Source organism: Sphingorhabdus sp., assembly GCF_044338195.1.
GTDB lineage: Bacteria > Pseudomonadota > Alphaproteobacteria > Sphingomonadales > Sphingomonadaceae > Sphingorhabdus_B.
On sequence record NZ_JBIIMC010000038.1, the window covers coordinates 1 to 19,593 of the forward strand.

Below are 19,593 nucleotides of genomic sequence, written 5' to 3' on the forward strand. Positions count from 1 at the left end.
AAATCGGCCGCAACAAAATCACGCTCATTTTCTGCAACACGCGCTTCCTTGCCGAGTTCATCTTCCAGAAATTATGGGACGCGAATGAGCCCAAATATGCCATCGGCATTCACCACGGCTCGCTGTCGATTGAGGCACGGCGCAAGGTCGAAGGCGCAATGGCCGACGGCAAGTTGCGCGCGTTGGTGTGCACCGCCTCGCTCGATCTGGGTGTCGACTGGGGCGATGTCGATTGCGTCATTCAAATGGGCGCGCCCAAGGGAAGCTCGCGGCTGCTGCAACGGATTGGCCGGTCGAACCACCGGATGGATGAGCCATCGAAAGCCATCCTCGTCCCCGGCAACCGCTTTGAATATCTGGAGGCGCAGGCCGCCTATGACGCAGTGGGCGAGGGCGTGCGCGATGGGGAAACCTTCCGCCCGGGAAGCTACGACGTGTTGGCGCAGCATGTCATGGGCATTGCCTGCGCGGGTCCGTTTGACGAGGATCAGTTGCTGGCGGAGGTGCAATCTGCCCTGCCTTACTCCGCAATGGACGCCGCGACCTTTGCCCGCGTGATCGCCTTTGTCGCGACGGGTGGCTATTCGTTGCGGGCGTATGACCGGTTCAAGAAACTGGTCAAAGATCCCGACGGCAGGTGGCGGCTGTCGCATCCGCAATTTGCCGCGCAGCACCGTTTTAATGCTGGTATCATTGTCGATGCGCCAATGCTGGAGATCCGTTTCCGCAATGGCCGTAAGTTGGGCAAGGTGGAAGAATCCTTCGCCTCCACGCTCAGCCCGGGCAACACGTTCACCTTTGCCGGCATGGCGCTTGAGGTCGAATCCATCAAGGACCTCGACCTCATTGTCCGCGCGGCAACGAAGCCTGCGACCAACATCCCAAGCTATATGGGTGCGCGCTTGCCGCTCACCACGCATCTTGCGGGCAGGGTGCGGCAGATGTTGACCTATCGCGCAGGTTGGGCGCGCTTTCCCGACGAAGTGCGCGAATGGCTGGAGATGCAGGCCTATCGCAGCCAGATGCCCAAGCCCGGCCAGCTTCTCGTCGAGACATTCCCGCACGACAAGCGCCATTATATGGTGACCTATCCGTTCGAAGGCTGGAACGCACACCAGTCGCTGGGCATGCTGATTACCCGCCGTATGGAAAGCCGTGGCCTTATGCCGATGAGCTTTGTCGCGAGCGATTATGCCTTGGGGGTATGGAGCCTGAGGCCGATTACCGATCCGGCCCCTTTATTCTCCTCCGACATTTTGGAGGATGAATTTGTCGACTGGGTGGAATCGAGCTATTTATTAAAGCGCGCCTTTCGTGAGGTCGCGGTGATTAGTGGCCTTGTCGAGCGGCAGCATCCCGGCAAGCGCAAGACGGGCAAGCAGGTCACTTTTTCCACTGACCTTATCTATGATGTGCTGCGCAAATATGAACCCGACCATCTGCTGCTTGAGGCGGCATGGGCCGATGCGCGCACGCGGCTGACCGACGTGGGGCGGCTTGGTGATTTGTTGGACCGCGCCGCCGACACGATGCTGCATGTCGACCTTGAACGCGTCAGCCCGCTCGCCGTGCCGTTGCTGGTGATGATTGGCCGCGAGAGCGTGGCGCAGGGATCGGTCGATGACGCACTTTTGATGGAGGCCGAAAGCCTCGCCGGTATTGCGATGACGCCTTAGCCTCGACCACCACGCTTCGTCATCCCGAACTGGTTTCGGGATAACAAGCGACGGTGGCGTGTTATCCTGAATCGAGTTCAGGATGACGAGACGTTAGGTCAGTTCAGCAAATTCTGCTTCCAGAACATCAATGTCGACCAGAATTGATAGTCGACATTTTCCTTCTTCGCGAAGCCATGACCTTCATTTTTGCCCAACAAATGCCAAGCAACGCCGCCCTTGTCGCGGATGGCCTTGACGATTTGGTCGGCCTCGGATGCTGGAACACGCGGATCGTTACCACCGGTGACAACAAACATCGGTTTCGTGATTTCGGCCACGCGGGTCAGCGGTGATATCTCAAGCAGCTTTGCCCGCTGAACCGGGTCGCGTTCGTCACCATATTCGACACGGCGCAAATCGCGGCGATAGCTTTGGGTGTTTTCCAAAAATGTAACGAAGTTGGAAATGGCGACAATGCAGTTTGTCGCGCGCAATTTATCCTTAAACTGCACAGCGGCGGCATAGCACATATAGCCACCGTAAGATCCGCCAGCGAGGCCAAAGCGGCTTGCATCAAGCGAGGGGTCTTTGGCCAGCGTGCCCAGAAACGCGCCCATGTCTTTGACCGAGTCTTCGCGTTTGAACGGGCCATTATCGAGGCCGACAAATTTTTTCCCATATCCGGTTGAGCCGCGGACATTGGGGTAGAAAATAGCGACGCCCATTTCGTTCAGCAGATAGTTGCTGCGCCCTTGGAAACCGGGCCGCGATTGCCCCTCTGGACCACCATGCACATTCATGATCATCGGCCGCTTGCCGGGGAACTTCGCCGGATCAGGGCGGTAGAGGAATCCGGACACGGGCAACCCGTCAAAGCTTTTGACCGTCAGCAATTCCGGCTCGACATTCTTCGACACATCCAGACCGCCGGTTTCGCTTTCGGTCCAGCGCGTCACCTTCAACGTTTTTGGATCAATGCTGTACGCGTCAGCCGCGCTGCGTGCCGAGGTGAAAGTGACGCCGATTTCGCCCCATTCTGAGACTTCGAACCCACCAATGATGCCCGCGGGTAATCCATCCACAACGCGGACCTTGTTGGTTTTCGGATCAAGCAATTTGAGTTTGCTTATCCCCGCCTCGTTGGTTTCATAGACGATGAAACTGCCATCCGGTGAAATGTCGAAGCTGTCGACATCCCATTTCTCTGCAGGACCGCGCGGCTTGAATTTTCCGGTGGCGATGTCGATGGTCCCCAATCGCTGAAAGTCCGAACCTTCGTCGGACGTAACCCACAGCGAACCGTCGGGCGCGAAAGACGCGCCGCCAATAGCAATATCCTTGGTATGATCGCCAATGGGGGTCATCTTGCCCGTGGCCAGATCGAGGAGCGACATGTCAACATTGCTGACCGACAGATATTGCCCGACCACGGCGCTTTTCTTGTCGGGCGAAAACGCACCAACATTCCAACCGCCGCCTTTGACTTCGGCAACCATGCGGCTGGTCGATGGATCGCGCGGGTTCATCACATAGATGTCATTGTCGGTGCCGTTGCGCCGCGTCGACGTATAGGCGACCAACTCCCCATCATCGCTCCATGCGTTGATGCTGTTGCGGCTTTTGCCGTCGGTTAGAAGCGAAAGCTTGCCGTCCTTCAGCGCATAGATTTGGTAGAATTCATTGCCGCCAATATCTTTCTGCGTCAGCAATATGTCGCCGGTTTTCGGGGCCCAGCTACCGCCGCCAACGGGCTCCGCCTCAAAGCTAATTTGCTGACGGGCCATCATCGGGCCGGCGACGCGGTGCAACTGCGCGGTATTGCCGAAACGGGTCGCGATCAGCATGGATTTGTCGGTAGGGTACCAACCGGCGAAGCTTGCCGTACGAAATTCCATATAGGGCCGTGTCTGCGCGGGCAGCTCATCCGGCACGGGAGGGACGCCATCGGCGACCAGCGCGTCGGGCTTTGGCGCATCTGCAAGGGCAGGCGCCATCGGCAAAGCCAGCGCGGCAAACATAAGAAGTTTCTTCATATTTATCCCCTTCTGTAATTTTATGGAACAGAGGCTATCGCAAAGCTGCCGCCACAACAAACGACTTTGTTCCCGCTTCGACAAAAGGCGGATTCGGTTCGACGGGCCATGCCTTGTCGCTGTGCGTAAAGAGGCGTATTGTGGCGGCACTGGAGATTTGAAATGCAACGCAGCGCGCTTGGATTCATCGGCCTATTTTTAAGCACATCGGTAATGGCGCAGGAGCCACCTCAGCTTACGCCTGATGCTGCTTCGGATGTTCCCGCCATCACCGAACAGTTCGGCATTGACCGAAGCAACCGGATGACGGTGCAGGTGCGTGTGAACGGCAGCGACGCCGTCCCCTTCATCGTCGACACCGGCGCTGAACGGACCGTCATTGCCAATGACCTTGCGCGCAAGCTGGCGTTGGAGGCGGGCCCCACGCTGACGCTCGCGACCATATCGGGGCGGTATCAGGTCAACAGCTTCTTCATCGACAGCATTACCACCGCGTCCGTGAACTTGCAGGGCGTTGAGGCACCCGGTCTGGAACGCGCCAATCTGGGGGCATATGGGCTTTTGGGTATCGACAGTCTGGAGGATAATCGGGTGCATCTCGATTTCGTACAGCAGACAATGGATGTGCTGCCATCGCGTAAAACGCGCGGCAAGACCAAGCTCGAAAATGGTATGATTGTCGTGCAGGCGCGGCGTAAGGCGGGCCGGATGATATTATCAAGCGCGCGGATTGATGGCATTAAGGTCGACATCATTCTCGATACCGGCGCGCAAAGCAGCATGGCCAATATCGCCCTGCGCGATAAGCTGCGCAGGCGGCACCGCGCCTTTGACTATATTCCGGTGAAGATGCGTAGCGTGACCGGCACGATCCTGAACGGGGACTATACCCAAATTCGCGAAATTGAGGTCGGGGGGCTGGTCATTAAGGATATGCCGATGACCTTCGCCGACAATTACGCATTCACGGCCCTCAAGCTTCAGGATCGGCCAGCGATCCTGCTCGGCATGGACGCACTGAAACTGTTTGACCGCGTGTTGATTGATTTCAGCAACAGGCGGGTGGGCTTCGATCCGCCAAAGGGCGTTTCGCTGGAGCCCAGAACGCGGGTGGCACTCGCTTTATAGGAACGCCGCCCACAACGGCTTGCGCCACTGATAGACAATCCGCATAGGCACAGGCGATGTCGCATGCTTTTGAATTTGGGGGTCAGTCGTTTGAGGTTGCCGGTGAGGCTGCCTTATATTGGCCTGCCCAAAATGCGCTGCTCGTGTCCGATCTGCATTTGGAAAAAGCGAGCGCTTATGCCTTAAATGGCCAGATGCTGCCGCCCTACGACAGCATTGCAACGCTTGAGGACATCGCGGCACTTTGTACCAAATATAGGCCAGCCAAAATCATATCCTTGGGCGATAATTTCCACGACGATGACGGCGAGGCGAGGCTGGCGGAATCGGCGGCGGCATTGTTGGTCGACTTGACCTGCGATACCGAATGGCTCTGGATCACAGGGAACCATGACCGCGCGGTTGCGGGCATCTGGGGTGGCAAAACGCACGATGAAATATGCCTGTCAGGCATCACATTTCGCCACGAAGCGCAGCGCGGTGATCCCAATCCCGAAATATCAGGGCATTTTCACCCGAAGTTCCGACAGGTGTTGCGTGGGCGCATGGTGGCGCGCCGGTGCTTTGTCAAAAGCGCGCGCAAAATCATCATGCCCGCATTTGGCGCACTCACCGGCGGACTGGATGTGCAGGACAGCGCGATTATGCACGCCTGCGATTTGGCGGATGGCGAGATGGTGGAAGCCTTGGTCGCAACCAAGGCGGGCTATGCGCGCTTTGCCTTAAGCGGGGCTGCTGCGCGCGCCAAATAAGGCTGTGCCAACGCGGACATAGGTCGCGCCCATCATGATCGCGGTGTCGAAATCTTCCGACATGCCCATGCTCAGTTGCGGCAAATCATGACGCGCCGCGAGCTCGGCCAGCAACGCAAAAAATGGCGCGGCCTCAATCGATGCTGGCGGTATGCACATCAGTCCTGCCAATGGAACGTCGCTGTCCTTTGCCGCGGCAATCAATGCAGGCAGTTCCGAAACCGCGCAGCCACCCTTTTGCTCTTCAGCGCCGATGTTCACTTGAATGAAGCACGGGATATGACGCGCCTGTTTTTCCATGGCTTTGCCAAGCGCCGTCACCAGCGAGAGCCGGTCAACCGAATGAATCATATCGAACAAGGCGACCGCTTCGTCGGCCTTGTTGGATTGAAGCTGGCCGATCAGATGCAATTGCACGGCAGGGTGGCGCTGCTTCAACGCGGGCCATTTGGTCGCCGCTTCCTGAACACGGTTTTCACCGAAGAGCATTTGGCCTTCGTGAATCAACGGCTCAATATCTTCGGCCGCGCGGGTTTTCGACACCGCAATCAAATGAATGTCTTCGGGGGCACGCCGGGCCATCTTGGCGGCGGCCGCCATGCGTTCACGGATTGCGGCCAAAGGACCGGCGGATGTTTCTGGTGTCGCTTCCTGCATAGCGCGACGCTATAGGCAGAACTATGCCGCGAAGCCACCCCCTGCCGAAGATCTGGCTGATGACCGATGAACGATTGGGGGATGACCTGTTGCCCGCCATTCAGCGGCTTCCCGCACGATCGGGCGTTATCTTTCGGCATTATCATTTGGACGCGGCGGCGCGAAAATTTCTGTTCGGGCAGGTCATGCACATGTGTCGGCGGCGCGGGCATGTTCTGCTGCTGGCGGGGGACGAGCGGACGGCGATACGCTGGCACGCCGATGGTTTTCATCAAAGAAGCCGTCGCGCGTCGCGATTGCTCCACAGCGCGCCAGTCCATGATGCGCGTGAAATTGCAGGCGTGAAGGCGGCAAGCCCAGACCTGTTGTTCCTATCACCCATTTTCGCAACAAACAGTCACCCCGGCGCGCGACCGCTTGGGCCGCTAGCATTTAACCGGCTCGCAAAACTGGCTTCGCCTAGCCACATCATCGCCTTGGGCGGCATGAACCGCCGAAACGCACAGATGCTCACGCCACGGTTGATCCACGGTTGGGCGGCGATTGATGCTTTTAAGAAAAATACCGCTTAGAAGCGGATTTTGGTTCCGACATAGACAGCTTCGCTGTCCTTGCGGTTGTCAGCCAACGGAATGACGCGGTCATTTTCGCTGGCATAACGGACACCCGCGGTCACGTCGATTTTACGGCTGATGGAGAAGCTTCCGCCCACATCAAGCTTGTAATCGCCCGACGCTGCGCTGCCGCGCGCGGGGGGTGCCAATTCGCGGCTTTGGTCCAATTTGATATTGGTGCTGAACTTACTTGGTTTGCGTGCGGCGTCATCCAACGAGAAGCTGCTTTTTCCAAGCTCGCTCAACGGTGCTTTAACTGTGCGACGCTGTGCAGCAGGCAATGCAAAGCCTTGCCAGCCCTTTGATGCTGTCAAACGATAGTCCACCGCCGAAAGGCGAAGGCCCTTGCCTGCGCCGACTTCGTTGGATGCCAGCGCATTGCGGATGGAAACGGCGCCAGCGGTCAAACGCGAATTTGCGCGCGCAGCCACTGTGATTGTGCGGCTGTCACCGGCGTTTGCGGGCGTAAATGGGAAGCGCGCATTTGGTTCAATGCGTGCCGCCGAGAATTTCTGTGCCAAAATGCTGTCACCACCCGCAGGCGTGAACATCGAAATCCAGCTTGGCCCGGCTGATGGCTCTTGCGAAAAAGTCTTTGCAGCAAAAGCAGGAACAACGAGGGGCGACACCGCGAGCGAACCCGTTGCTAGCAATGCTGCCGCAATGGTCGCGTATTTCCGCTTATATGCCCGCTTCACGTCCATGATACTCGTTCACCGACTCTCCTGTCTTCGTTTGGTATACGCATGCTTTTGGCGATTCAAAAGGGGCCTAACCAATTTATCGTTCGAATAACGTGATTTTTGACCGAATGTTGCATGATGTCCACAATCACTTAGCGGGACGAAGATGAGCGCAGCATGAATTGCGCGCTGTTCAGCAGCCAGAAAGCTTGCTCCGGACAGCAAGCCGCTATAGAGGTTTCCGATATTCATAGTTCAAGGACATTTTATGCGCACCAACCGCTTGGCACTCATTATTGCGACCGGCAGCCTGTTAAGCTTGGGGCTGCTGTCCGGCTGTGGCGGAAGGGAGCGTCCGAAGGCGGATCTCGCGGCCAGCCAAGTCACCACGATCGGCGTAAACAGCTATCTGTGGCGCGCATCGCTTGATGCCTTGTCCTTCATGCCGTTGCTGCAAACCGACTCGTCGGGCGGCGTCATTGTCACCGACTGGTACGTGAACCCGCAAAGCCCTGGCGAGCGCGTTAAACTGACCATTTCGATCCTTGATCAGGATTTGCGCGCTGACGCCTTGCGCGTCGCCGGCAGCCGCGAAGTTTTGCAAAATGACCAGTGGGTCGCGGCGCCGCTGCGTGCCGCAACCGTTCAAAAGCTTGAGGCGGTCATCCTTACCAAGGCACGTGACCTTCGCCGGTCTTCAATCACCGGATAATTGTTATGACGAATGTTGAGCGTTTTAACCCGCACGTCGCCGACGCGCGGTGGCAAAAGATTTGGGAAGAACGCAGCAGCTTTGTTGCGGACGATAACTCGACAAAGCCACGTGCCTATGTCCTGGAAATGTTTCCTTATCCATCGGGCCGCATCCATATTGGCCATGTGCGCAACTACACCATGGGTGACGTGTTAGCGCGGTATAAGCGCATGACCGGGCATGAAGTGCTTCACCCCATGGGTTGGGACGCCTTTGGCATGCCCGCGGAAAATGCGGCGATGGAGAAAAAGGTCCACCCTGGCGGTTGGACGCGCGACAATATTGCAAACATGAAAGCGCAGCTGAAGCGGCTTGGCTTTGCGATTGACTGGACCCGCGAACTCGCGACCTGTGAGCCTGAATATTACGGCCACGAACAGGCATTGTTCCTGAAGCTGTATGCTGCCGGGCTCGTCTATCGCAAAGAGTCCGCCGTGAACTGGGACCCTGTCGACATGACGGTGCTTGCCAATGAGCAAGTGATCGACGGCAAGGGCTGGCGATCGGGTGCACCTGTTGAACGCCGCAAGCTGAGCCAGTGGTTTTTGAAGATTACCGACTTTGCAGAAGAATTGCTTGTTGGCCTTGGGTCGCTTGACCAATGGCCCGACAAGGTGCGGTTGATGCAGGAAAACTGGATTGGCAAATCGCAAGGCCTGAAATGCAGGTTCCGCTTTCCGGGCGGGAACGATGGCATTGATGTCTTTACCACACGCCCCGACACCATGTTCGGCGCGAGCTTTATCGCCATTGCCGCCGACCATCCCGTCGCGCAAAAGCTGGCTGCCAACGCGCCTGATTTGCAGGACTTTATCGCGGAATGCCGCAAGGGCGGGACCACAGCCGCAGATATTGAAACCGCTGAAAAGCTTGGGTTCAATACGGGCCTGACCGTTGAACATCCGCTGGATCCCAGCTGGCATCTGCCCGTTTATGTCGCCAATTTCGTATTGATGGATTACGGCACGGGCGCGGTCTTTGGCTGCCCGGCACATGACCAACGCGACCTTGATTTCGCGCGCAAATATCATTTGCCCGTTACCCGCGTCGTTGCCGATGGCGATTTGACCGACAGCCATTTCGAAGGAAATGTCGCCTACACCAACCCCGGCGTCATCGTGAATTCGCACTGGATGAACGGCATGACCGTCGATCAGGCGAAGGCTGATGTGATCGCAAAGGCCGAGAAAGAAGGCTGGGGCCAAGGCCAAACGCAATATCGCCTGCGCGACTGGGGCGTTTCGCGCCAGCGTTATTGGGGCACGCCAATCCCGATCATCCATTGTCAGGCATGTGGCGCGGTCCCCGTGCCCACTGACCAGCTGCCGGTGAAATTGCCCGAAGACGTCAGCTTTGACATCCCCGGTAACCCGCTGGATCGTCACCCGACGTGGAGCAAGGTCGATTGCCCCAAATGCCATCAAGAGGCGCGCCGCGAAACCGACACGCTCGATACCTTTGTTGACTCAAGCTGGTACTTCATCCGCTTCGCAAGCCAACCGCATGACAAGCCCTTTGACCGTGCGGCTGCGGAAAAATGGCTGCCGGTTGACCAATATATTGGCGGTGTTGAGCACGCGATTTTGCATTTGCTCTACGCCCGTTTCTGGACCCGTGCGCTCAGCCATATTGGCATGATCGACGTGAAAGAACCGTTTGCTTCGCTGTTTACGCAAGGCATGGTGACGCACCAGACCTATCAAGATGCCAAGGGAACATGGCTGAGCCCTGATCAGGTGCGGCGCGAAGGCGACATTTGGACCATCATCGACAGCGGTGCCCCTGCGGTCGCAGGTCGCATCGAAAAAATGTCCAAATCCAAAAAGAATGTCGTCGATCCAGACGATATTGTGGACCAATATGGCGCCGATGCCGTGCGCTGGTTCATGCTGTCCGACAGCCCGCCCGAACGCGATCTGGAATGGTCCGAGGCGGGGATTGAGGGTTGCTGGCGATTTGTGCAGCGTCTGTGGCGTCTGACAAGTCAGGTCAGTGGCGCCGAAGGTGTCGACAAGGCACTGGACCGCAAAACGCACCAGATCATTGCCGGCGTCGGCACAGACATCGAAGCGCTCGCGTTCAACAAAGCGGTCGCGAAAATCTATGACCTTGCCAATGCCATTGAAAAGGCAGCGCCGTCGGCAAGCCGCGACACAGCGATCCGCACCATCGTCACATTGTCTGCGCCAATGGTTCCGCATTTGGCCGAAGAAGCATGGACGCAGCTTGGCGCGGCAACGGGCGGTGGCCTGATCGCCGACGCACCTTGGCCACAGGTCAACCCTGACCTGCTGGTGGAAGACGAAGTGACCATTGCCATTCAGGTGAAGGGTAAGCTGCGCGATACGCTGACCGTTGCCAAGGGACTGCCCCAGGCCGAAGTGGAGGCGCTTGCGCTCGCCAGCCAAAAGGTTCAGCATGCGATTGACGGTGCCGATATCCGGAAAATCATCGTCGTACCCGATAGGTTGGTCAACATCGTCCTATGAACCGTTTCATTGCCCCGATCTTGCTTGCTTTAATGTTGTCCGCTTGCGGATTGCAGCCTTTGTACAGCGGTGGATCAAAGGGCGCGGTGGCAACAACGCTAGGTTCGGTATCGGTCGCGACAATCGAAGGCAAAAGCGGTTGGTTGATGCGCAATGCGTTAACGGACCGCCTTGGCGCTCAAGACAGCAACGTCGCCCAATTCCGCTTGGTCGTCACACTTGATGACCGGATTGAAGGCTTTGGCGTCCGCGCCGACGATACGGTCACGCGGGAACGGCGCACATTGCGCGCACGATATCAATTGATCTCCGTCGCGACCGGTAAAACCGTGCTTGATGCAACCGCAGGGTCCGATGCGGGTATCGATGTCGCCGGTTCGGAATATGCCACCATCGCTGGTGAAAACAGCGCGCTGGAGAATCTGACGCAGAAGGTTGCGGATCAGATTGTCACCCGGCTTTCAATCTACGCCCGCGGCGAATGAGCAACGCAAAAGAACGCAGTTTTATAAGTGCCATTGGCACACGTCCGGAGATTCGCCTGTTTTTCATTTTCGGGCAGGATGAATCGGCCGCCGCGGACATTGCATCGCAAATGTCCGCCGTGCTGACGGGTTCGGAACGGATAGATATCGACAGCGACCGTATCCGCAATGACCCCGCGCTTCTGGCGGATGAGGCGTCGGCGCTGTCACTATTTGGTGATAAGCGCCACATCCGGCTGAACTTCCGCCGGGAAGAGGGCGTTGCTGCCGTCGAAAACCTGCTCGCCCTTGAAGGCGACGCCAATCCCGTCATCGCGACCGCAGGCAATCTGACCAAGGCCAGCAAGTTGCGCAAGCTTGTCGAAGCCCACCCGCGCGCGATGGTGCATATTTGTTACCTACCGGAGGAAGGCGATGCCGCAGCCGCTGTGATGGCCTACGCAGCCACGATGGGGCTGAAAATTGACCGGCCGCTGGCCGCGCGGATCGCGCGCTACACGGGTCAGGACCGGAAACTGGCGCAGGCTGAAATCGAAAAGCTGTCCTTATATTATGATTCGTCGCCGCAACGCCCGGCGACGGTTGAGGTCCCCATATTTGAAGCCTTGTCCGCGGAAACGGGCGAGGAAAATATCAATGGCCTCATCCATCAAGTCATGGGCGGCGATTTGCGGGGGACGGGGCGTGAACTTGTCGCCGCGCGCGACATGGGGGTCGATGCCATCCGCATCATCCGCGCGATGCAGCGGCGGGTAACATTGCTCGCTTCTATGCGCACAAAGGTCGACAATGGTTCAAACCCCGGCGCCGTCGTCAAAGCGACCCGTTCGATATTCTGGAAAGACGCCGACAACTACGCGCAGCAACTTGCGCGCTGGCCATCGGTGCGGCTTGCCGGATTAAACAGCCATCTGCTTGAGGTGGAATCCAAGCTTATGCATGTCCGCGATGGCCTGGCGGACACGATATTGGAAGAAGAGCTGGTCCGCATTGCGCGTGCAGCATCGCGCCGGGCTTGATTACTGATATTGCGCCGTAATGGGCGGGAAAACATCTGTTAAACCGGACTCTTGAACCCGATGGCAAACAGGCCCACATCTGCATCAACGAAAGGCCGTTTCATGGAAAAAATTATCAAGTCCGAAGCCGAGTGGCGCGCAGAATTGGACCCGGTTCAATATCATGTCCTGCGGGAGGCGGGAACCGAGCGGGCCTTTGCGGGCAAATTGACTGATGAAAAGCGCGAAGGCGAATTCCGCTGCGCCGGATGCGGCACGACCTTATTTGCATCGGACACCAAATTTGACAGCGGTTCAGGCTGGCCAAGCTTTACCGCGCCTGCGGACGGTGCTGCCATTGATGAGCATATCGATGTCTCGCACGGCATGGTCCGCACCGAGGTGCGCTGCGCGGCGTGTGAAGGGCATTTGGGGCATGTGTTTCCCGATGGTCCGGGGCCAACAGGGCTGCGTTACTGCATCAACGGCGCCGCGCTGACATTCGACCCCGAATAAGAACGCGCTTGTCGGCGAGTCCGTGACCGATTAACACCCTGCACAATGGCACGCGCGCGCAAAATTTCGAAAGAACGTCGCCCAATGGGACCGTGGATTTTACGTATCATCAAAGCCGGCGTTATCGCGGGGCTGCTTGGCGTCATGGTGTTGGGCATTTTTGTCGCCATTGCCCGCGGCGAAATCGACAGCTTTGAAGATTTAAAGGCATCACCCAACGGCCAGATGATCCGTGTCCGTGCGGCCGATGGCACCGTTATCCAATCTCTTGGCCCAAGTTTCGGCCGATGGCTGAGCATTGACCAGCTGCCGTCTGAAATGAAGGACGCGATGGTCGCAGTGGAAGACCGGCGCTATTATATCCACCCGGGCGTCGACCCTATTGGGATCACGCGGTCGCTTTACGTGCGCGCAATTGACGGACGCTGGACCCAAGGTGGCTCAACGATCACGCAGCAGCTGGCCCGCAACATTTACCTGAACAGCAACAAGGAATTTGGGCGGAAAATCCGCGAGGTCATCCTTGCGCTGGCGATGGAAACGAAATTCTCGAAGGACCAAATACTCGAATTATATCTGAACAAGGTCTATTTCGGCGGCGGTGCTTATGGTGTTGATGCGGCGAGCCGGAAATTCTTCGATCATGGCGCGGAAAATCTCAGCCTCGCCGAAGCCGCGATCATTGCAGGCCTTGTAAAGGCACCGTCGCATTATTCGCCAACGGCAGATGCACAGGCTGCGATTGACCGCGCCACGGTGGTTGTCGGCGTGATGCAGGATGCCGGAATGATCTCCGCTGCCGAGGCCGCTCAGGTGAAGCCGGCTGACGTCAAAATGGCGAAACAGCAACCGCAAGACAGCGTCCGCTATTTCACCGATTGGGTATTGCCGCAATTGGACGGCCTGATTGACGAGACCGAAAAACCCATTGATGTCTGGACCACGCTTGATCTGAAAATGCAGCGTGCGGCAACGGCTGCGATAGCGGCAAACGCACCACGCGGTGCACAAGGTGCGCTGGTGTCGATTGATCGCGATGGCGCAGTCAAAGCGATGGTTGGCGGCACCGATTATGTAACCAGCAATTATAACCGTGCAGTCACCGCAGTCCGGCAACCAGGCTCGGCTTGGAAATTGTTCGTCTACTTGGCCGCATTGGAAGCCGGGTTCCGTCCCGAAGATATGGTCGAAGATAAGCCCGTTGAAATTGACGGCTGGCAACCCAAAAACAGCAGCGGCAATTATGATGGTGAAATTTCACTGCGAACGGCATTTGCCTATTCGAAAAACACGGTCGCAGCGCAGCTCGGGCAAGACGTTGGTACCAGCAGCATTGCCAATATGGCGCGCCGTTTTGGCATAACGACACCCATCAACACGCAGCCGTCGATGGTGCTTGGGACATCGGAAACCCGCGTTATCGACATGACGCAGGCATTTGCATCCGTGGCTAGCAATGGCCGCAGCATTACGCCTTATGGGATCTCCAAAGTCACCACCATTGATGGCGAGATTTTATATACGGCAAAGACCGCCAGATCTGTGCAATTGGTGGAGGATTGGGTCGCCGGTGCCATGACAGACCTCATGCAGACCGCGGTTGCAACGGGCACGGGCCGCGCCGCCAATATCGGCCGCCCCGTCGCAGGAAAGACAGGTACCACGAGCAGCAACAAGGACGGTTGGTTCCTTGGCTTTTCGAGTGGTTTGACCACCGGGGTCTGGATGGGCCGCGACGATGCGCGCTCAATCGGCGGATTGGAAGGCGGCCGTGCGCCAGCACAAGCGTGGGCGGCCTATATGCGGGTTGCAGTGTCCGGCCGACCCGTGGAAAATTTTGCGACCGAAGTAACCTTCCCCGAACAATTGGAAGGCGAAGAGTTTTTGCTTGGCGAAGGGGAAGAGGGGCTGCTGTTCGACGAAAACGGTATGCCGATTGAGGGCGACGCCGCGCTTGACGATCCGGGTGCTATGCCAGCGACTGAACCAGAACCTTTGGATGACGCATTTATCGAACGCGCTATCGGGCGCCGGGAACCCCGATCGTCACGCGACGAAGAGCGCCTTCGCGAACCGCAATAAGGTTCACATAGCAAGGGCTCCAACATCCAGGCATCGGAAACGGACTGCAATTTGCGGCAAGCAGCTAAAGCGCGTGACCCGTGCGGCTCTTTTTCGTTTCGAGATAATGCGCATTATGCGGGTTCGCCGCGATTTTTAGCGGCAGCCGTTCATCGACCGATATGCCTGCAGACTTAAGACCTTCAACCTTTTCAGGGTTGTTCGTGAGCAACCGAACGTTGGAAATGCCCAGCAGTTCAAGCATGCGGGCCGCGACCGAAAAATCGCGTGCATCAATGGCAAAGCCCAATCGGGTGTTGGCATCGACGGTATCAAACCCCTGATCCTGAAGCGCATAAGCGCGCAATTTGTTGATCAGGCCAATGCCACGGCCTTCCTGACGCAAATATAAAAGTATACCCCAATTGGCTTCGGAGATTTGGTGTAACGCTTCGTGCAATTGAGGGCCGCAATCGCACTTCAGGCTGCCAAGGACATCACCGGTCAGGCACTCGCTGTGCAACCGGACAACCGGCGGCGTGCCATCGCGTTTGCCGATTAGCAGCGCGACATGATCTGACGCATCCACGTCCGTTCGAAATGCGACGATTTCAGCATCAACATTTGCAGCAACCGGCAACCGTGCGCGCGCGGCAATGTGCAGCGCCCCGCTATCGTCAAACGCAGCGACATCCTGCGGTGATACTGTTGCAGACGAATTGCCCAAATCCGCCAACACCAAAAAGGCGGGAAGCAACCCGGCAAGCCGCGCAAGCTCAATGGCCGCAGCAGCAGAAGGCCCATCGGCGAGGGCCAATGCTTCAAACGGGCCCTTCATCGGGTAACGCAAATCGAGCGTTGGATCCGCCACCGCCAATGCAAGGTTGATATCAAGGTCCGCTGGCGCCCTTATCATAACCGGCAAAGCGGTATCAGCGGCGGCGCGCTGGTTCATAAGTTTAAGCGTGGCTGCGCGGCTGGCGGACAGCAGAATCGCGTGCGCACCCGCAACGTCGCGCGCGGTTTCTATCGGCAAAAGGCAGAGGGCTTGGCCGAGATGTTCGACATTGATGGCCCAGCCACGACGCAGCGCGTCAATGGCCAGCGCCGCACGGCGGGCATCGCCCTCGATTGCGGGGGCACCGCTCAAAAGGCAAATTCCGTGACGATGGGCGCATGGTCAGATGGCTTACCCCATCCGCGCACATGCTTATGCACCACATGCGACTTAGCCTTTTCCTTCAAATCAGGCGTCACCCACATATGGTCAAGACGGCGGCCACGGTCGGATGTCTCCCAATCCTGCGCGCGGTAGCTCCACCATGTGTACAGCTTCTTCGACGGTTCAACAAAATGCCGCGCGAGATCGACCCAGTCCGCAGCTTCCTTAATCGCGGCCAGATGTTCGCATTCAATCTTTGTATGGCTGACGACATTGACGAGTTGCTTATGGCTCCAAACATCATGCTCAAGCGGCGCGACGTTGAAATCACCCGTCAATATGGTCGGGCTGGTGACCGCCCGCGACCACTCGGTCATGCGCGAAAGAAACCCAAGCTTTTGTCCGAACTTCGAATTCACTTCGCTGTCGGGAACTTCGCCGCCAGCGGGAATATAGACATTGTCGATCCGCACGCCCTTTGCGGCGTCGACATTCAACTCCGCACCCACATGCCGCGCTTCGCCATTCGCCTGCCAATCTTCAACGCGGCGGTTGATTAAGGGCAGCTTGCTTACAATCGCGACACCATGATGCATGGGTTGGCCATTCAAAACCATATGGCGATAGCCAAGCTGCCGAAACAATCCTTCGGGGAAAAGGCTGTCGATGACTTTGGTTTCCTGCAGGCACAGGACGTCGGGCGCTTCTTCTTTCAGATAGCGTTCGACGATGTCGATGCGGGCGCGAACCGAATTGATATTCCACGAGGCGATACGGATGGTCTGGGACATAAGAATATGGCCCTATATGCCAGAAGCGGCAGGGGCAAGTCGGTGAAGTGAAATCCATGCCAAAAAAGCAAAGCCCTCATCCCGGGGGCATTTGGGATGAGGGCTAAGCTTGCGTTCGTCACGCGGGTATCAGCGACGATTTAGCGTCGTGGGCAACAGGGGGAAAACCACACGAACTCTCAATTGCTGACGATTGATTTATAGGATGACTTTCCTGTCGTTCACATGAACAAATCTGTTCAGATCGGCAGCTTGTCGGCAGTTAGCATCGGTTCGTCGACCAATTTTAAGATTTCCGTCTGACAGGCCGTGGATCTTTCCACGAAAATGCGCTGTCGGCGATTGCGCCATTATAGGTAACGTTGCTGAGTCGGATGCTTGTGCGATTGTTTTTGGAATCAAGCGCAACCCATCCGTTCAGCGTCAATCCACCCGGCGCGCCCGGCTTGTTGACGAATATCATTGTAATGGTGCCATATTCAGGCCGCTTCGGGTCGCGAACTTCGACGCTGATGACATCATCGGTCGATGTGGGGACCAATTTGCCAAAGCGCGCCAAGTCCTTGCCCGGGTCAAGCAACGCGGCGAGCGGGCTATTACGGATTGGCCAGCGCTGCACTTGTTTCACTTCATAATCGACCATGGTCAGCGCGCGTCCATCGGCGACGATCAACAACGGCACATCTTTTTGATATTCAAAACGCACATGGCCCGGGCGCTTCAGCAAAAGCTTGCCGGTTAAAAGCCCGCCATTGCGATCCGTCTGGGTGAAGTTGGCGGTCATTGTGCCCACCGTCTTCATATGCGTGGTCACGCGCGCCATGCGATCCGCCTGCGATTGCGCAGTCGACGGCGCGGCGGCGATCAGGGCAACGGGCGCGAACATTAAGACGTAATTTCGAAAGGTCATTCTGTTTTCCTTGGGATGGGTTCAATCGCGGCTACGGCAACCGCCTTGAACGCCGTCTTAACGTCTAAAGCGGCTCGCCGGTCCGGTCACGCAGCACTTCACGGCGGCCAATATGGTTCGGCGCGGTGATGAAGCCGTCTTCTTCCATACGATCAATCAACCGGGCTGCGCTGTTATAACCAATCCGCAGCTGACGTTGAATCCAGCTCGTTGATGCCTTTTGGCTTTCAAACACGATCTGGCACGCCTTGCGATATTGCGCATCTTCCTCGTTGTCGTCGCCGCCCATTCCGCCAAAGTCGAAACCGCCGTCTTCGGGTTCTTCGGTCACCGCCTGGATATATTCGGGCTGCCCTTGGCCGCGCCAATGGTCTGCGACGCGGCGGACTTCATCATCGGAGACAAACGGACCATGAATACGCGTCAGCCCCCGGCCGCCCGCCATATACAACATGTCGCCCTTGCCCAGCAGCTGTTCGGCACCCTGTTCGCCCAAAATCGTACGGCTATCGATTTTCGACGTCACATGGAAAGAAATACGCGTCGGCAGGTTTGCCTTAATGACGCCAGTGATAACATCAACCGATGGCCGCTGCGTCGCCATGATGAGGTGAATACCCGCAGCACGCGCCTTTTGCGCGAGGCGTTGGATGAGGAATTCGACTTCCTTGCCCGCGGTCATCATCAGGTCAGCGAGCTCGTCCACGATGATGACGATCTGCGGCATTGGCTCATAGGCCAAGCTTTCTTCCTCATATTGCGGCTGGCCCGTCATCGGGTCATAGCCAATTTGCACCTTCCGGCCCAATGGCGCGCCCTTGGCCTTTGCACCGCGGACTTTTTCGTTGAAGTTTGCAAGGTTGCGCACGCCCAGCGATGACATCATCCGGTAGCGTTCTTCCATCTGTTCAACCGCCCATTTCAGCGCGCGAATGGCCTTGGCAGGCTCAGTGACAACAGGTGACAACAGATGCGGAATGTCGTCATAGCTGCTCAATTCAAGCATCTTGGGATCGATCATGATCATCCGGCACTGGTCCGGCGTCAGGCGATAAAGCAGCGACAATATCATACAGTTCAGGCCAACCGATTTACCTGAACCGGTGGTTCCGGCGACCAACAAATGCGGCATCGGGGCGAGATCGGCGATGACGGGATCGCCAGAGATATTCTTACCCAAAATTATCGGCAGTGCGCCCTTTTGATCGGCAAAGGCGTCCGATCCGACCATTTCCTGAAACACCACAGCTTCGCGATGTGCGTTGGGCAACTCAATACCCATGACGGTGCGGCCCGGTATTGTCGAAACACGCGCGGACAAAGCGGACATGTTGCGCGCAATATCTTCGGCCAGTTGGATAACGCGGCTGGATTTGATGCCCGCTGCAGGCTCCAACTCGTACATCGTGACCACGGGTCCCGGACGCACCGCAACAATCTGTCCCTTAACGTGAAAGTCATCGAGCACCGATTCCAACAAACGCGCATTTGCTTCGAGCGCAGTCTTGTCGAGCTTTGGCACTGAAATGGCCGACGGCGGATCGAGTAGATCAAGCGATGGCAACACAAAACTGCCAAAGAAATCGCCCTGCCGCGCACCGGTTGAGAACGCCGCTTTTTTCGGCGCCAGCGTGCGGTCTTCAATCACGGGGGGCTTGCGTAGTTCGGGCTCGACAGCCTTACGCGGCGGCTTTGGCTCGATAATTTGGGCAACATCCGAATCGTCTGCGTCAAAGGCGCCCAGATCGTTTTTGATGCCTGAAAATTTGGGCATGGCCAAAGAAGGGATACGGAACAGCGGGCGCTCAAGCTCAAGCGCGCGAATAACCAACGCCACGCCGCCACTTAAGCTGGCCAAAATCAGAAGCACCCGCAATATAGTGCCAACCACGCCCTGAATTT

At 57.3% G+C, this 19,593-nt stretch carries 17 protein-coding genes; 10 read left to right on the forward strand and 7 right to left on the reverse strand.

The window, feature by feature from the left end:
• The coding region (locus tag ACIQZK_RS09385; protein ID WP_397575898.1) for a helicase-related protein at window positions 1-1,676 on the forward strand (1,676 nt) is incomplete at its 5' end.
• A 98-nt stretch (window positions 1,677-1,774) separates the two neighbouring features.
• Here ACIQZK_RS09385 and ACIQZK_RS09390 read toward each other — a convergent pair.
• Complete coding sequence (locus ACIQZK_RS09390; protein ID WP_397575899.1) at window positions 1,775-3,691, reverse strand: S9 family peptidase; 1,917 nt, start codon at window positions 3,689-3,691, stop codon at window positions 1,775-1,777.
• A 162-nt stretch (window positions 3,692-3,853) separates the two neighbouring features.
• Between ACIQZK_RS09390 and ACIQZK_RS09395 the strand changes: the two genes are divergently transcribed.
• Window positions 3,854-4,819: a retroviral-like aspartic protease family protein gene (locus ACIQZK_RS09395; RefSeq protein ID WP_397575900.1), complete on the forward strand. Its 966-nt coding sequence runs from the start codon at window positions 3,854-3,856 to the stop codon at window positions 4,817-4,819.
• A gap of 56 nt (window positions 4,820-4,875) precedes the next feature.
• The gene (gene pdeM, locus ACIQZK_RS09400; RefSeq protein WP_397575901.1) at window positions 4,876-5,571 is read left to right on the forward strand and encodes a ligase-associated DNA damage response endonuclease PdeM; all 696 of its coding nucleotides are present in this window, start codon (window positions 4,876-4,878) and stop codon (window positions 5,569-5,571) included.
• Here pdeM and ACIQZK_RS09405 read toward each other — a convergent pair.
• Window positions 5,542-6,228 (reverse strand): YggS family pyridoxal phosphate-dependent enzyme, encoded by a 687-nt coding sequence (locus tag ACIQZK_RS09405; protein WP_397575902.1) that lies wholly within the window; start codon window positions 6,226-6,228, stop codon window positions 5,542-5,544. The two genes, pdeM and ACIQZK_RS09405, sit on opposite strands and share 30 nt — an antisense overlap.
• A 59-nt stretch (window positions 6,229-6,287) precedes the next feature.
• Here ACIQZK_RS09405 and ACIQZK_RS09410 point away from each other — a divergent pair, with 59 nt between their 5' ends.
• Window positions 6,288-6,800 (forward strand): thiamine phosphate synthase, encoded by a 513-nt coding sequence (locus ACIQZK_RS09410; RefSeq protein ID WP_397575903.1) that lies wholly within the window; start codon window positions 6,288-6,290, stop codon window positions 6,798-6,800.
• Here the strand turns inward: ACIQZK_RS09410 and ACIQZK_RS09415 are convergent.
• Window positions 6,797-7,546: a hypothetical protein gene (locus ACIQZK_RS09415; protein ID WP_397575904.1), complete on the reverse strand. Its 750-nt coding sequence runs from the start codon at window positions 7,544-7,546 to the stop codon at window positions 6,797-6,799. The genes ACIQZK_RS09410 and ACIQZK_RS09415 overlap by 4 nt on opposite strands.
• A gap of 247 nt (window positions 7,547-7,793) precedes the next feature.
• On the opposite strand from ACIQZK_RS09415, the gene ACIQZK_RS09420 reads away from it, so the two are divergent.
• From ACIQZK_RS09420 to ACIQZK_RS09445, 6 genes are all read left to right on the forward strand, one after another.
• On the forward strand, window positions 7,794-8,237 hold the full coding sequence (locus ACIQZK_RS09420) for a DUF3576 domain-containing protein (RefSeq protein ID WP_324479110.1): 444 nt from the start codon (window positions 7,794-7,796) through the stop codon (window positions 8,235-8,237).
• 5 nt (window positions 8,238-8,242) lie between these two features.
• Window positions 8,243-10,768, forward strand: coding sequence for a leucine--tRNA ligase (leuS, locus tag ACIQZK_RS09425; protein ID WP_397575905.1), 2,526 nt, complete (start codon window positions 8,243-8,245; stop codon window positions 10,766-10,768).
• Window positions 10,765-11,253, forward strand: coding sequence for an LPS assembly lipoprotein LptE (gene lptE, locus ACIQZK_RS09430; protein WP_397575906.1), 489 nt, complete (start codon window positions 10,765-10,767; stop codon window positions 11,251-11,253). The genes leuS and lptE overlap by 4 nt, the downstream gene beginning before the upstream one ends.
• A complete protein-coding gene (holA, locus tag ACIQZK_RS09435; protein WP_397575907.1) occupies window positions 11,250-12,272 on the forward strand; it encodes a DNA polymerase III subunit delta in 1,023 nt (340 codons plus the stop codon). The genes lptE and holA overlap by 4 nt, the downstream gene beginning before the upstream one ends.
• Before the next feature lie 102 nt (window positions 12,273-12,374).
• Entirely contained in the window at window positions 12,375-12,767 is a 393-nt protein-coding gene (gene msrB, locus ACIQZK_RS09440; protein WP_397575908.1) for a peptide-methionine (R)-S-oxide reductase MsrB, read from the forward strand.
• A gap of 45 nt (window positions 12,768-12,812) precedes the next feature.
• Window positions 12,813-14,849: a transglycosylase domain-containing protein gene (locus tag ACIQZK_RS09445; protein ID WP_397575909.1), complete on the forward strand. Its 2,037-nt coding sequence runs from the start codon at window positions 12,813-12,815 to the stop codon at window positions 14,847-14,849.
• A gap of 64 nt (window positions 14,850-14,913) precedes the next feature.
• Here the strand turns inward: ACIQZK_RS09445 and ribA are convergent, their stop codons facing one another.
• The 4 genes from ribA to ACIQZK_RS09465 form a co-directional block, all read right to left on the reverse strand.
• A complete protein-coding gene (gene ribA / locus ACIQZK_RS09450; protein WP_397575910.1) occupies window positions 14,914-15,978 on the reverse strand; it encodes a GTP cyclohydrolase II in 1,065 nt (354 codons plus the stop codon).
• Entirely contained in the window at window positions 15,975-16,781 is an 807-nt protein-coding gene (gene xth / locus ACIQZK_RS09455) for an exodeoxyribonuclease III (protein WP_183942344.1), read from the reverse strand. The genes ribA and xth overlap by 4 nt, the downstream gene beginning before the upstream one ends.
• A 286-nt stretch (window positions 16,782-17,067) precedes the next feature.
• The gene (locus ACIQZK_RS09460) at window positions 17,068-17,691 is read right to left on the reverse strand and encodes an outer membrane lipoprotein carrier protein LolA (RefSeq protein WP_397575911.1); all 624 of its coding nucleotides are present in this window, start codon (window positions 17,689-17,691) and stop codon (window positions 17,068-17,070) included.
• A gap of 64 nt (window positions 17,692-17,755) precedes the next feature.
• Window positions 17,756-19,593: DNA translocase FtsK (locus ACIQZK_RS09465; protein ID WP_397575912.1), on the reverse strand; the 1,838-nt coding region annotated here is incomplete at its 5' end.

Excerpts from the sequence above, each read along its gene's own strand:
- xth (WP_183942344.1), bottom strand. The coding sequence starts at position 16,781 with ATGTCCCAGACCATCCGTATCGCCTCGTGGAATATCAATTCGGTTCGC.
- holA (WP_397575907.1), top strand. The coding sequence starts at position 11,250 with ATGAGCAACGCAAAAGAACGCAGTTTTATAAGTGCCATTGGCACACGT.
- ACIQZK_RS09390 (WP_397575899.1), bottom strand. The coding sequence starts at position 3,691 with ATGAAGAAACTTCTTATGTTTGCCGCGCTGGCTTTGCCGATGGCGCCT.
- ACIQZK_RS09445 (WP_397575909.1), top strand. The coding sequence starts at position 12,813 with ATGGCACGCGCGCGCAAAATTTCGAAAGAACGTCGCCCAATGGGACCG.
- leuS (WP_397575905.1), top strand. The coding sequence starts at position 8,243 with ATGACGAATGTTGAGCGTTTTAACCCGCACGTCGCCGACGCGCGGTGG.
- ACIQZK_RS09405 (WP_397575902.1), bottom strand. The coding sequence starts at position 6,228 with ATGCAGGAAGCGACACCAGAAACATCCGCCGGTCCTTTGGCCGCAATC.
- ACIQZK_RS09460 (WP_397575911.1), bottom strand. The coding sequence starts at position 17,691 with ATGACCTTTCGAAATTACGTCTTAATGTTCGCGCCCGTTGCCCTGATC.
- msrB (WP_397575908.1), top strand. The coding sequence starts at position 12,375 with ATGGAAAAAATTATCAAGTCCGAAGCCGAGTGGCGCGCAGAATTGGAC.
- ACIQZK_RS09410 (WP_397575903.1), top strand. The coding sequence starts at position 6,288 with ATGACCGATGAACGATTGGGGGATGACCTGTTGCCCGCCATTCAGCGG.
- pdeM (WP_397575901.1), top strand. The coding sequence starts at position 4,876 with ATGTCGCATGCTTTTGAATTTGGGGGTCAGTCGTTTGAGGTTGCCGGT.
- lptE (WP_397575906.1), top strand. The coding sequence starts at position 10,765 with ATGAACCGTTTCATTGCCCCGATCTTGCTTGCTTTAATGTTGTCCGCT.
- ACIQZK_RS09420 (WP_324479110.1), top strand. The coding sequence starts at position 7,794 with ATGCGCACCAACCGCTTGGCACTCATTATTGCGACCGGCAGCCTGTTA.
- ACIQZK_RS09395 (WP_397575900.1), top strand. The coding sequence starts at position 3,854 with ATGCAACGCAGCGCGCTTGGATTCATCGGCCTATTTTTAAGCACATCG.
- ACIQZK_RS09415 (WP_397575904.1), bottom strand. The coding sequence starts at position 7,546 with ATGGACGTGAAGCGGGCATATAAGCGGAAATACGCGACCATTGCGGCA.